The organism is Nitrosovibrio tenuis (genome assembly GCF_900109785.1).
GTDB classification, from domain to species: Bacteria; Pseudomonadota; Gammaproteobacteria; order Burkholderiales; family Nitrosomonadaceae; genus Nitrosospira; species Nitrosospira tenuis_A.
Genome location: NZ_FOBH01000005.1, coordinates 203,393 through 216,364, shown reverse-complemented (window position 1 = coordinate 216,364; position 12,972 = coordinate 203,393). Strand labels below are relative to the sequence as shown.

Genomic DNA, 12,972 nt, shown 5'->3' with positions numbered 1-12,972 from the left:
TGTATATTCCTGCTTCGGTATCTTCATCATCTTCCTCTCCAATGTGACTTCGATTTTACATCACCCTTGGAAGACGATTTTTCGGGGGAAGCTCAACCCGTGAAACCAAGCAAAAGCTTGTTTTTACAAAGTCAGATACGGTTTGGTGTTGGGGAACCCAAAATATAATTAGGGAGACGTTTGGAACAGATACAAAAACTATAGAGAGTCGTGCTGTACCTCAGAATATTACTGCATCAGAGAATTTGCATGTAAAAGGATTTATTGAAGAGGCGCTGTGTGTGGCTTTATCACGCAACAGACCACTGCTGGCGAGAACAAACAAAGCATCAGCCTACCTTATCGCCGATCCACACACGGACAACGTTGATGCTCTTGAACCATTGGCACAGGTTGTTAGCAAAACCTCCGGCATAATACCGGGCCTTTTCGCAAGGCCTCATCCCGATGATGCTACGCAACAGCAGGTTGGTTGGTCGGAATCGGTACGTCTATCAATCGATTATAAAAATGGTCAGCTTTGGTTGCTGATCGATCCAGATGTATGGATTTGGCCTCTACGTGCTCGTCAGGATGCTAGAGAGTTTTTGGATAAAAGACGCGCCGATCGGTACAATAAAAAATATAATGAACTTCTGGATGCTTGGAGACAGATTATACTGGGTACAGGCGCTCTCAACGCAGAGATCAGTGTTTCTGCCTTTTCAGAGGGTGATGAAACGGAAAATCCAGTTTTTCTGATAGGAAGCCGCACAGCTTTCTCACGGAGGTTGGTAGTATGACCAGTGAGCTTTGTGGCTATTCCACAGTACCAGAGCCTGATCTGGTGTTTGCCCAAAACAAGACGAGTAAGCATCCGCTTCTCGGTTTAATAAATCATGGACCTTACGGTCTTAAGTTCGGCGCACCCAGTAGCTTACGCCTTGCACTGCTTGCGCCTACAAGAGAGATGCAGAAACTTAAGTCTCTGGTCGAAGAATTAAAAAGATCGGCACTACCAAAAGAAGCAACTAATTATTATCCGGAGTATCAAGGTTTTCAAAAGATTTTTCGTATACCAATTGCCAATCAGGATGATCGGCTTGTCATTAACTTTCCGGATCAGCTTGAAGTCCACGCCAACGCCAAAGCAAAAACTGATCTGGCCAAAGGTTTGTTTCAGTGTATAGCTCAACTACAGACCCTTAGAAGCAATTTTGACGTTGCTCTGATTTATTTGCCGGAAAGCTGGTCTGAGTGTTTTGAAGGCGAGAATTTTGATTTTCACGATTATCTCAAGGCATTTTGTGCACCTTCAAATATACCTATCCAAATCGTTAAGCAGGGCCGTTTTGATGCACGCTCATGTCGAGCCAACGTACTTTGGGGAATCAGTGTTGCTTTATACGCCAAAGCGGGAGGTATCCCGTGGAAATTGACTGGATTGAACAAAAACGAGGCATTCATAGGCATTAGTTATGCCATTAAAACCGCTCGCGACGGTAACGAATATACCACTTGTTGTAGTCAAGTGTTCGATCCAGATGGAACGGGTTTTCGTTTCGTTGCTTACGACGCCAGAGAATATACCAAGGAGGGAAAAAATCCTTTCTTATCCTACTATGAAATGCAATCTGTTCTGTCTCGTAGCCTTGAAATTTATCAAAGCGGGCATTCTGGACGTTTGCCGTCAAAGGTTACGATTCATAAAAATACAGAGTTTAAAGACGACGAAATACTCGGGGCTTTAGACAGTTTCCGTGACGGTACGGAAGTTGAATTAGTCCAGATTATTAAGGGCGTAAATTGGAAAGGAGTACGCTTCGGTACAAAAAATCCACCTGAACCGTTTGGTTACCCGATACAACGCGGAAGTTATTTCCCCGTGGCCCGAAATGAGGCGCTTCTCTGGACCCAAGGCAGCGTTACAGGCGTCCATGTAAGCAATTCTCAATACAATGTGTATAAAGAGGGGCCGTTAAAGCCCACGCCGTCTCCTGTTCTCCTGCGCCGATTTTCCGGACAAGGCGGTTGGCATGATACCTGTGCCGCAGTGATTGGCTTGACCAAGATGGATTGGAACAACAATACTCTTTACAAAAAACTGCCTGTCACGCTTATCTATTCCAAGGCTTTTTCTCAAATCATTCAGCAAAATCCCGATATGGTTAATAGCGTGTACGACTTTCGTAATTTTATGTGAAGGTCAATCTTCCGCAGCTGTTGGTACCAAAACGAAGGTTACAGACGAAAATATTTCATTTGGGTTAAGAATTGCCGAAAATTCATCGGTGGCCTCGTCATATATGATGTGTGATATGTCTGGAAAGGGGTCAACGGGATGAAGTGCATCAGGGTTGTGGTACATCACGATACTGTCACCCCATGCCTCTTCATAATCCGGATCATCGACGTCGGCTGCGAAAGGGATAGGATGAAATGACGAAGGGTCTGGGTGAGCCTTCATGCCCTGGCGGATCATTTTAATGTCTCTGCTTCCTAGTCCTGCCAGCTTCCCCATCCTATTAAATGTCGTGATAGTGGCAGCATTAGAATAAAGAACCGCACTTACATTTTCTGAGTTTGGCTGCTTGAAAAATTTTGACGGTATCGTCTTATGCTTATAAGTATGTTGTTCACTCTTAACAGTTTTGATCGTGGGTGTTGTGGACGGAGTCAAGAACACTGACCTTACTTGTCCATCAGGTCCGATCTCGACTTCATCTCTTATGAACTCAAAGCCAGCATTATATAAATAGACGTATAGATAAAGCTCCCACAGGCGAGCATCAAATCCGTCACTCTGAAATTGCTGGATATAGTTTCCATCTACATCAACAAAAGAATAGGCAATCTCTTTTATAAGGTTTCGGGCGGCTTCAAAGCGTTCTTCATTAGCGAGCATCTTGAAATATGGATGCTGCTTCTCCTCCTTTACAAAAGGACTAAAAATTTCATGGGGCGGTACAACTTCATCTCCCTGCGGATAGAAATCCTGACCATCATTTATAAATGGAATGATGGCAGTTTCTAAATCTGCATAAGCCTCTTCTGAGGTAGCAAAAAAATTTCCTGAGACGCTTATGCAGCGAAAAAGTTTTCGAGAATCTCTTCCTAAAATTATGTGTCCAAAGTCAGAATCTGTGCAATCAAAAACAATGAACGCAAGAAGCTTGCGATTTACAGCTTCAAACCATGCAATTTCCCGTGAGTAGACCCGGACAATAGGCTGCCTTACATAGCAGTAGGCATCAAACTGCTTTTTCGATATTGCTCGTAGCATTGCTCGGCCCTCGACGGCATTATTGGGGCAGTGACCAATCCACATCTGGCTCAATCTATAAAGATCTATAGATTGAAGTTTGAATGTACGTCAATCATTTCCAATGATCGTTCATTTCTTTTCTTTTACTTCCCCCGCTGGGAATAAATCAATTTAACACAGAACCTGCTTCCACCAAGTCATCCCCCAATCTTCCGCACGCCGTTTTACGGCGTTTGTGCAGACCGGGTGGTTCCCCCTGACTTGTCTCCACCAGAACCTGTGTTGTCGCTCGTACCACTCGCTTTTCTCTGGGGTTTTCCAACCCCAGCGGGGGGGTGTTTTTTAACCTTTGATAAAGCGAGGAAAAGCCATGAGTAATGAAATCAGAATTTATGTAGTTGATTTAGCCCCCTATAACGCCGGGCATTTGCATGGTGTGTGGATTGATGCCTGTGAGGATATCAGTGATATCTGGGAGCAGATCAAAACCATGCTGGTCGACAGCCCCGTTGAAAATTCGGAGGAATACGCCATTCACGATTATGAAGGGTTTGGCGGCTATGCCCTAAGTGAGTATGAAGGCATTGAAAACGCCCATGAGATTGCTTGCTTCATTGCCGAGTATCCGGATTTTGGGGGTGAACTTCTGAAGCATTTTGGCGGTGACTTGGAGGAAGCAAAAACAGCCACCGAAGACAATTATTGCGGCTGCTACCAATCTCTGGCTGATTATGCGCAGGAATTGACAGAGGAAACAACGCAGATTCCTGAGAGCCTGACTTGTTACATCGACTATGAGCGCATGGGCCGGGATATGGAGATGGGCGGTGATATTTTCACAATCGACCCCAGCTTTGAAACGGTGCATGTATTCTGGAGCCGTTAATATGGAGTAAACCAGATTAAATCTGGCGATACCTGTCAGATTTGGTCGTGACTTGAGACTGCTGTGAAGGACCGCGTTCGGCCAGAAGCAGCCCGGACGGTGTGCCTATACGACCGGCAGGTCAAGCCGCCTGATACCTGACGTTGGGGGATGCGGCACCGGGGCAGTTTCTAGGGCTCCTCCGCTGGTCCGATCCGCAGACGAGGAAGCTCGCCGCGTTCTCGTCCAACGTTGAAGACCTTATCGATGGCGGCAACGAACGACTCCTCACTGCTCAAGTGGGCCGTGTACATGGTGAGCTCGGAGTAGTCGAGTGCGATAAAGGGTACTCCAGTTTCCCTTGCGAGCTGCAAGATTGGAGGGCTGTAGCTAGCGAACTCATCGTTGAATAACTCCTTGACCACCGCAATTGCTCGCCAATGCAACCCCGCTACGTGCAAGGTCAGTTCTTGTCCGTCAATCACTATAGGCATTGGGTCTTGCCTTCTTGCATATCGAATGGCGCCGCGTAACTGAGCAATGGCTTTTTTGAGGCTCTTGAGTGCTGTCGCTCTCTTTCTCGAAAGCGGATTAGCTAAAACCTGTTCTGTGTTCGGGCTGTCTTTGGCTTGTATGAATATGAGGTGATTTTCGGTGACTACCAGAATGTCGGCAATCTCTTCTTTTTCGTATATCCGTAAGGGTCCTCTGATGATCTGCTCTGGCGTAAAGATGCGCCGCAGCAACAATGCAATGTCATGCTCGTGTAAACGTCCAGGCTCGTGCCTCACGAGAACGGTCGACGTGGCCAAAGCTGCGCCAACATAGGAGTTGTTGGTAATCGCTGCGTCGATCAGCGCAATGTCCTCTGGCATGAGCGATTCTACGAGTTGCACACTCACTGCCTCCAAGTCATCGGTCTCCGTGCGCACGGAAAACCAAGACTGCATCTGATCATCTACGCCTCTCCAAACATCGAGCGCGTACTTGCCAAACTGAGCTTGTTCAAGGCGACTGCGAGTCACTGGCGGAAGTGATATCTCCGCCCTGTAAGCCAGCATCTCGCGTGCATGTTCGTCAAAGAAATGCACGTCAATCTCAGGCGCTTGCAACATACGGACCAAGTGTTGCGAGTGAGCATCTTCCGCAAACAGCGGCGACCGAACAATCAGCGGTTCGTCTGGGATGTCAAAGAACGCCGTGATGAGTGCAATCGAATCAACACCGTCAACGTTCATAGGGGCCACATAAACGGCAAAGCTACGCTTTATACGAGCAGCTAAGATGGCTTCCTTCATCCCTTTCACGATTAAGACGAACCGGTCTACCTTTTCTGGCATGAGCACCATCAAACCAGCCGGAAAATTCTGTATGGCGGGGAGCAAGTGGGGATGAAGAATGGTCAGCACAATTGTACGTGCTCCATGAGGTGGGGCTGTTCGTGGTTCATGCGGGCTGGCTTCTTGATGCGATATTTACGAAATGCTCGGAGGTCCGCTTAGCTGCGGTCGTTAACGCTGGGAATAGAGGTTAGTGCACTTCGTGTGTTATGTCTGCCTCCGTTGCAAGCGGCCATCGAGGTAGTACCGCTGCGCTTACGCTTTGCGTCGAACCGCGACATTCATGATCCGACACATTCTATCAGGTCAAATCGCAACTTATAAAATTAATGCCAAATCGCTAGCGCGTCCATTCCGGGCCGCGCTGGCGAGGTAGCGGGCGGTCCCGGTTTCTTTCCTGGCGTTGTGTCTCAAGCTGTTCAAGGCGCTGATCGCGCATCGCCTGATATTGTGACCGGTCGTGTTCCAGTTCGTCCAGCCGGTAAGATTTCAGCGATTCCAGCCGCTCGATGCGTGCTTGCAGAGTACGGCGAGTCTCCAACTGCTGAAAAATCAGCGCATCACGTTCCTGCTGTTGGCGCACTTGGACCTGCCATGCGTCTAGTTCATTACGTTCCTCGATCTGTTTGCGCCTTCCCGTGAGACGGTCAAACAGGCCGCGCATGCCTTTGTTGAAATTGTTTTGCCATTCCTGATGTTTTTCCTGCCAGTAGGATTGCTGGATTGCTATTAATTTTTGCCGTTCAGCCTGATTCTGGCTTGCTAACGCTTGCCGCTTTTCTTCCAATTCAGCCCGGCGGGTTGCGAATACCGTCATTTGTTCCTGAGAGAGCGTATCCAGCCGCGCCGTCATATCCGTGGCAATCCGGATTCTGGCTTCATCGACCGATGGCAGGTTTTTTTCATCGGTGAGACGGGTCCGCACTTCCTTGGTTTTGATTCCAACCCATTTGGAAACGGCAAACACTTCGCCCCGGTGATCGACCGCTACAAAGCCGCGCCGGTCACCTCGGGCGAGGAGATATCCTTGTTCTTTCAGCGCATGGGCAAAAGCGTTCTGTGTTTTACCGAGCGACCAGCATTCCTGCAATACGGCTTTAATCTGCTTCGGGTCTTTGCCTATCCGCTTGGCCTGTTGCCATTCGGCCAGCGTGAAATTAAGTGGATCACGCGCATGAGCTTGCCTCAGTCCTGCGGGCATGGTCCAGCCGTGTTCCAGAAACAATTCACGGGATAAATCTATTAATCTTCGTTTGGAGAAAGAAAGCTGGACCGCTTTCATTTCGTCCAGCTTGATTCGTGACCACACCGCATGGCAATGCCTGCGCCCTTTTTTCTCATGAAAAACGATGGCGCGAGGCTGATCGTTCAGCCCAAGTTTTTCCTCGGCACGATCAATAGCCTGTTTGAATGTTTCGGTAGAAACATTCTCATGCTTGGGGGGATTGAGACTTAAGGAGAATAAAAACTGTTTGCAGCGCGTAGCGCGGCTGATGGCGTAGGCTTCATTGAGCGCAGCCATAAGATTATCCGAGGCAAACCCGCGCACCTCATGAACTTCGACATGCTCATTCTCTTGTTTGAGCAGGTGCAGGGCCAAATCCTTGGCCCCGCCGCGCTGGTTGCCGACAAGAATCATTCATCTTCCACGGACGCTACACCCAGCGCTGTAATCAGCAAAACCCGTATGGCTTGAATTTCAGCGCATGCCTGCACAATCTCACGTTCCGTCTCGGGTGTTACATCCAAAGTTCCTATATTGGCAGCTTTGGCGAGCTGGTTGATATTGGAGGCCAGACGCGACCGACCGAATTCGCCCAGTACCAGAGCCAGCAAGGCGGTGTCCGGTGTAGGTTTTTTCACTTTAAGGCGCTTCTCGGTCTGCTCGCCCAGCAAGCGGTCTCGAATATATGACCCCAGCGGCTGATTTCCCGCCAGTTCATCCAGCCGTTTACGTTCCTCGATGGTAAGCCGCAGGGAAAACGGAGGGGTATAACGCCGTTTAGATTTCTTTGGGGAAGATGCGGCAGCAGTGGAGAATGCCCGAGCTACCGATTGAAGATCGCTGGAGCCGCTCATGGTGACGGCTCCTGATAATACGAAACATTACTCTTGAGATAGTCGTTCCATTCCTCTAGAATTTCCAGAACGCGGTTCGAAGTTTCACACTCCGTCTCCGCCATTTGAATTACCAGGGAACCTCTGAATAAGTTCAGGTTTCCAAAGTTGACTCCCAAATCTTCATTTAACCGATGATCGCCCGGTGGCTTGTCCCCGGCGCATCATTCGCGCATAACCACGGCTCAAATGCATTACGGCTGAGCTGAGTGCCTTTCAAAAGGAGAAGTCCATTGGAGTTCGCCTATCCCCGCCCGCAGATGCAGCGCTCGAATTGGACTTCGCTCAACGGTACTTGGCGTTTTTGCTATGACGATGCCCGCGAGTTCGCGCAGCCGGCCCAAATCAAGTCCTGGCCGATGGAAATCAGGGTACCCTTTCCGCCTGAATCCAAGGCAAGTGGTATCGGCAACCGCGGCTTTCACCAATGGTGCTGGTACCAGCGCGATTTTGACTGCATGCCTATTTCCGGGCGGGTAATCCTGCGTTTCGGTGCGGTTGATTACAGCGCGCGGGTCTGGATCAACGGCTGTCTGGCGGTTACTCACGAGGGCGGTCATACGCCTTTCTGGGCCGATATTACCCACATGCTCGATCCGTCGGGCAAGCAGACGGTAACGGTGCAGGTGGAAGATGACCCGCATGAGCTGGCCAAGCCGCGCGGCAAGCAGGACTGGCAACTGGAGCCGCACGCCATCTGGTACCCACGAACCACGGGAATCTGGCAGACGGTCTGGCTGGAGCGGGTGCCGGACAACTATATTGAGAAGATCCGCTGGACGCCCCAGGTCGAAACCTATGCTATCGGTTTTGAAGCGCGGATCATCGGAGATGCGGCCAACGAGCTGACTGTGGATGTCGCCTTGCGGCATGGCAAAAGGCTGCTCGCGCGTGATCGCTATCAGGTGGTCGACAGGGAAGTAGACCGCATTATCGTTCTGTCCGACCCCGGTATCGACGACTATCGCAACGAGCTACTGTGGAGCCCGGAGCGTCCCACACTGATTGATGCGACCGTTCGGCTCATGCGAGGTGAAGAGGTGGTGGACGAGTTTACCTCGTACACCGCTATGCGGTCGGTACATATTCTGCGCGACCGGTTCATGCTTAACGGCCGCCCTTACATGCTCAAGCTCGTACTTGACCAGGGCTACTGGCCGGAAACGTTGCTTGCAGCGCCCGGGGACGATGCCTTAAAGCGGGATGTAGAGCTTGTGAAAGCGATGGGGTTCAATGGCGTGCGCAAGCATCAGAAAATCGAGGACCCGAGATATCTCTACTGGGCGGACAAGCTGGGACTCATGGTATGGGAAGAAATGCCGTCCGCCTATCGTTTCACGCGCAGCGCAATCAAGCGAATGGTGCGCGAGTGGACGGAAGCCATCGAGCGCGACTATAGCCATCCCTGTGTCATTGTCTGGGTCCCCTTCAATGAATCATGGGGAGTACCCGAGCTCGCCGCCGTAGGCAAGCAGCGCCATGCTGTGCAAGCCCTGTATCACCTGACCAAGACACTCGATGCCACCCGGCCGGTGATCGGGAACGACGGCTGGGAAAGCAGCGCCACCGATATCATCGGCATTCACGATTACGAGGCTAACGTCGAGCACCTGCGTCAGCGCTACGGCGCCGAGATTCAACCCGAACAGTTATTTGACCGGCGGCGGCCGGGTGGACGGCTTCTTACACTCGATGGCTATCCGCACCGGGGCCAGCCAATCATGCTGACCGAATTTGGCGGCATTGCTTTCGCCAAATGCCCGGAAGAGGGCGTCCGCCAGACCTGGGGCTATACAGTAGCCAAGGATAATGACGAGTTCGCACGGATGTTCGCCGATCTGATACACGCAGTGATCCATCTGCCACTCTTCAGCGGCTTCTGCTATACCCAGTTCGCGGATACTTTCCAGGAAGCAAACGGATTGCTTTGCGCGGATCGTACACCCAAGATACCCATCGAGTATATTGCGAAGGTGATGCATATGTCACGCACGCACATACCCGGAGGCGTCTGATGTATGCACTCGAGCTCATCAAGCCCGATGGACGACAGCTCACCCTATATTCTCACCAGCCGATCGACCCGCAAATTACCGCGCCGAGCCCGTTTGCCGAGCCGCTGAACGCAAGTCCCCACCTGCGGTGGCATCCGCTGCGAGGCGAGTGGGTCACTTATGCAGCGTATCGGCAAGGCCGCACCTTCCTGCCGCCTCCTGAATTCAATCCATTGGGTGTGACCATCGATCCCCTTCACCCGACCGAGGTCCCGGCTGGAGACTGGGACGTGGCCGTATTCGATAACCGCTTCCCCTCCTTGAGCCTATCCAGCGCGGAGCCTCCCTCACTGATCGTACCGAGCGCCCCGGCGCTCGGCCAGTGCGATGTTGTGGTCTTCACAAAAGACGCGAGCGCATCGCTTGGCACCCTTCCGCTTGCTCACATCGATTTGCTGCTGCAGGTGTGGGCTGACCGCACTCGAAAGCTGGGACAGCGCGACGAAATTGCCTACGTGTTGCCATTTGAGAACCGCGGTGCCGAGGTCGGCGTAACCATACATCATCCTCACGGCCAGATTTATGCTTACCCGGTTGTGCCCCCGGTTCCGGCGCGCATGCAACATGAAGCGCGGCTGTACCATCAAAGTAAGGGCCGTGGTGTATTGCAGGATCTTATCGCTGCGGAGCGCACGGAAGGCGCGAGGATGATTTACGAAGGACCCCATGCGGTCGCTTTCGTCCCGGTGTGCGCACGCTACCCCTATGAAGTATGGGTTGCTCCGATCGAGCCCATTGAGAGTTTCATAGGGCTTGACCCGGATCAGCGAGCTGACTTGGCGCGGGCGCTGAAAACCGTGCTGCTGAAATATGAAGGACTGTGGCAGCGCCCCTTTCCCTATTTAATGGCGTGGTACCAGGCGCCTACCGACGGCGAGCCTCACCCCGAATCGCACCTGCACTGTGAGTTCTATCCGCCCTATCGCACGCGTGATCGGCTTAAATACCTTGCTGGAACAGAGATCGCGGCGGGATTTTTTGCAATGGACGTGCTGCCTGAAGACAAGGCGCGCGAGTTGCAACAGGTGGAGGTTACCATTGAATGAACGCTTCCTCCAATCACCGGGCTGGCCGGACGCAAGACGACGGCGGAACGGTTTATCCCTTTCAAGGTACTCGTGAGCAGTTTTGAGACGGTGTTTGGCGGCATGCCCAAAGTGACGGCGCAAGCGCCAGGCCGTGTCAACCTTCTGGGCGAACACACCGATTACAACGATGGTTACGTGCTGCCGATCGCGATCGAACAGAAAACGAGCGTCAGTATGGGGCGTAATAACCGTGGCGAGTACGCGTTATGTTCCCATGAGCTCGACAGGATGGTCCACTTTACGCTCGCCGAGCCTCCAGTGGAACATTTCGCCGCTTATGTATATGGATGCCTCATGGAAGCGCGCGCCAGCGGCATCGAGACCGGGCCATTGGATATTTATGTTGAGTCAGACGTGCCCATGGGCGTCGGTCTGTCTTCCAGCGCGGCACTTGAAGTTGCTACGCTTCGGGCGCTGCGTGCCCTGACGGGAAGCTCACTTGATGACTTGCGCATCGCGCAGCTGGCGCAACACGCCGAAATCGAATACGCTGGCGTACGCTGCGGCATTATGGATCAGATGGCGTCCAGCCTCGCGGGGACAAAGAGTGCTCTGTTTCTCGATACACGCACATTGGAGCGTCGGCTGGTCCCGTTGCCGCCGGCCTCGGCAGTTCTGGTGCTTGATTCGGGCGTGGCGCGTACTCTTGCGGGAAGCGGCTACAACCAGCGGCGTGCAGAATGCGAAGAGGCGGCACTGCGCCTTGGCGTAACTTCTTTGCGCGATGTTCATGACATCTCAAAAGCGGATACCCTGCCTGAGCCGTTGAGGCGCCGAGTGCGCCATGTCGTCAGCGAAAATGTCCGTGTGTTGCGCGCGGCCAGTTGGGCAAGCGCGAAAGAGTTTGGCGCCCTGATGAATGCCTCGCACGCGAGCCTTCGCGACGACTATGAGGTTTCGATACCGGAGCTTGACCGGCTGGTGGCGCTGCTGCAGGCGCATCCCGATGTATACGGCGCGCGTTTGACTGGAGCGGGGTTCGGCGGCGCATGCGTCGCCTTATGTAAACCGGACACACTGCAACCAGTCGCCCGAACAGTGCTGCGCGATTACGCCGGCGCTGGGTTTAACGGCCGTATGCTCGTGCCGCCGTCTGACGGAGCATGGGTCGGTTGAGGGTCCGGCTGAGCATGGCTCATCAATTTACCTTTCTGCTGACATGTCGACACTAGATCACGCCATGCATGCAATGGTGCTGGACGCACCGGGGCAACCCCTGCAGAGCCGCGAAGTCCCTTGCCCACAGCCGGGCCCGGATCAACTGCTGGTAAAAATCGCCGCCTGCGCTGTTTGCCGCACAGATTTGCATGTGGTTGACGGCGAGTTGCCAGATCCGAAATTGCCCGTTATTCCGGGCCATGAAATTGTCGGGCGTGTGGCGACCTGTGGAGCAAATGTCCGCAACTTTTCCATTGATGAACGTGTTGGCATTCCTTGGCTGGGCTGGACCTGCGGCCACTGCAGTTATTGCCTGAGTGGCCATGAGAACCTGTGCATGAACGCAAAATTTACCGGATATCAGCTAGATGGAGGTTACGCGCAGTATACGGTGGCGGATGCGAGATATTGCTTCAGAATTCCCGACATGTATAGCGATGTCGAGGCAGCGCCGCTGTTATGCGCAGGGTTGATCGGCTATCGCGCGCTGAAGATGACCGACGATGCCGAGCGCGTTGGCATTTACGGTTTTGGAGCCGCAGCGCATATCGTGACCCAGATTCTGCGTCATCAAAGGCGGAAATTATTTGCCTTCACACGGCCGGGCGATGAAGCGGCACAGGATTTTGCGGCTCGGATGGGCGCTGCTTGGGTTGGCAATTCCGACGCTATGCCCCCTGAAGAACTTGATGCAGCTATTATTTTCGCCCCGGTGGGCGCACTGGTGCCCGCTGCGCTGCGCGCAGTTCGCCCCGGTGGAATTGTCGTCTGTGGCGGCATACACATGAGCGATATCCCATCATTTCCCTATGACATTCTGTGGCGGGAAAAACGCCTGGTCTCGGTTGCCAATCTCACTCGCAAGGACGCCGAAGAGTTTCTGGCGCTGGCGCCTGAAGTGCCCATCAGAGTGACAACCGAAGTTTTCCCATTAAGGCAGGCTAACACCGCGTTGGAGAATCTGAGGAGTGGAAATTTGACGGGAGCGGCGGTGCTCATACCCGATACGCGGATACCAATGTAATACATGGACTCCAATGTAATACGCGGGTACATAGCTACCTTCGATCATGAAATGCTGTAACTTATCGGCCGGTGAGTTTGT

At 52.4% G+C, this 12,972-nt stretch carries 11 protein-coding genes; 7 read left to right on the top strand and 4 right to left on the bottom strand.

Features of this window, described 5'->3' with window-relative positions; translation table 11 throughout:
* The first annotated feature begins 245 nt into the window (after nt 1–245).
* Nucleotides 246–782, top strand: a complete 537-nt coding sequence (locus BMX00_RS08815; RefSeq protein WP_090828645.1) for a hypothetical protein — start codon at nt 246–248, stop codon at nt 780–782.
* Complete coding sequence (locus tag BMX00_RS08810; protein WP_090828644.1) at nt 779–2,182, top strand: argonaute/piwi family protein; 1,404 nt, start codon at nt 779–781, stop codon at nt 2,180–2,182. Before BMX00_RS08815 ends, BMX00_RS08810 begins: the two co-directional genes overlap by 4 nt.
* Nucleotides 2,183–2,185: 3 nt before the next feature.
* Here BMX00_RS08810 and BMX00_RS08805 read toward each other — a convergent pair whose 3' ends face one another.
* Nucleotides 2,186–3,316, bottom strand: coding sequence for a hypothetical protein (locus BMX00_RS08805; RefSeq protein ID WP_177171815.1), 1,131 nt, complete (start codon nt 3,314–3,316; stop codon nt 2,186–2,188).
* Between the two features lie 298 nt (nt 3,317–3,614).
* Here BMX00_RS08805 and BMX00_RS08800 point away from each other — a divergent pair, with 298 nt between their 5' ends.
* Nucleotides 3,615–4,130, top strand: coding sequence for an antirestriction protein ArdA (locus BMX00_RS08800; protein WP_090828642.1), 516 nt, complete (start codon nt 3,615–3,617; stop codon nt 4,128–4,130).
* A 170-nt stretch (nt 4,131–4,300) separates the two neighbouring features.
* Here the strand turns inward: BMX00_RS08800 and BMX00_RS08795 are convergent, their stop codons facing one another.
* From BMX00_RS08795 to BMX00_RS08785, 3 genes are all read right to left on the bottom strand, one after another.
* On the bottom strand, nt 4,301–5,518 hold the full coding sequence (locus tag BMX00_RS08795; protein ID WP_090828641.1) for a hypothetical protein: 1,218 nt from the start codon (nt 5,516–5,518) through the stop codon (nt 4,301–4,303).
* A 271-nt stretch (nt 5,519–5,789) separates the two neighbouring features.
* Complete coding sequence (locus BMX00_RS08790; protein WP_090828640.1) at nt 5,790–7,088, bottom strand: relaxase/mobilization nuclease domain-containing protein; 1,299 nt, start codon at nt 7,086–7,088, stop codon at nt 5,790–5,792.
* Nucleotides 7,085–7,528: a MobC family plasmid mobilization relaxosome protein gene (locus BMX00_RS08785; RefSeq protein WP_245727957.1), complete on the bottom strand. Its 444-nt coding sequence runs from the start codon at nt 7,526–7,528 to the stop codon at nt 7,085–7,087. Before BMX00_RS08785 ends, BMX00_RS08790 begins: the two co-directional genes overlap by 4 nt.
* Nucleotides 7,529–7,800: 272 nt before the next feature.
* Here BMX00_RS08785 and BMX00_RS08780 point away from each other — a divergent pair, with 272 nt between their 5' ends.
* From BMX00_RS08780 to BMX00_RS08765, 4 genes are all read left to right on the top strand, one after another.
* Nucleotides 7,801–9,582: a glycoside hydrolase family 2 protein gene (locus BMX00_RS08780; RefSeq protein ID WP_218141523.1), complete on the top strand. Its 1,782-nt coding sequence runs from the start codon at nt 7,801–7,803 to the stop codon at nt 9,580–9,582.
* On the top strand, nt 9,582–10,667 hold the full coding sequence (gene galT, locus BMX00_RS08775; RefSeq protein WP_090828639.1) for a galactose-1-phosphate uridylyltransferase: 1,086 nt from the start codon (nt 9,582–9,584) through the stop codon (nt 10,665–10,667). Before BMX00_RS08780 ends, galT begins: the two co-directional genes overlap by 1 nt.
* 72 nt (nt 10,668–10,739) lie before the next feature.
* Nucleotides 10,740–11,825 carry a galactokinase gene (gene galK, locus BMX00_RS08770; protein ID WP_090828638.1) on the top strand — a complete coding sequence of 362 codons (1,086 nt, stop codon included), beginning with the start codon at nt 10,740–10,742 and terminating at the stop codon, nt 11,823–11,825.
* Nucleotides 11,826–11,868: 43 nt separating this feature from the next.
* Nucleotides 11,869–12,891 (top strand): zinc-dependent alcohol dehydrogenase family protein, encoded by a 1,023-nt coding sequence (locus BMX00_RS08765; RefSeq protein ID WP_090828637.1) that lies wholly within the window; start codon nt 11,869–11,871, stop codon nt 12,889–12,891.
* Nucleotides 12,892–12,972 lie beyond the last annotated feature (81 nt).

Bases quoted from the DNA above. Each gene is read 5' to 3' on its own strand.
- BMX00_RS08810 (WP_090828644.1), top strand. From the start codon at position 779: ATGACCAGTGAGCTTTGTGGCTATTCCACAGTACCAGAGCCTGATCTG.
- BMX00_RS08785 (WP_245727957.1), bottom strand. From the start codon at position 7,528: ATGAGCGGCTCCAGCGATCTTCAATCGGTAGCTCGGGCATTCTCCACT.
- galT (WP_090828639.1), top strand. From the start codon at position 9,582: ATGTATGCACTCGAGCTCATCAAGCCCGATGGACGACAGCTCACCCTA.
- BMX00_RS08765 (WP_090828637.1), top strand. From the start codon at position 11,869: ATGTCGACACTAGATCACGCCATGCATGCAATGGTGCTGGACGCACCG.
- BMX00_RS08800 (WP_090828642.1), top strand. From the start codon at position 3,615: ATGAGTAATGAAATCAGAATTTATGTAGTTGATTTAGCCCCCTATAAC.
- BMX00_RS08790 (WP_090828640.1), bottom strand. From the start codon at position 7,088: ATGATTCTTGTCGGCAACCAGCGCGGCGGGGCCAAGGATTTGGCCCTG.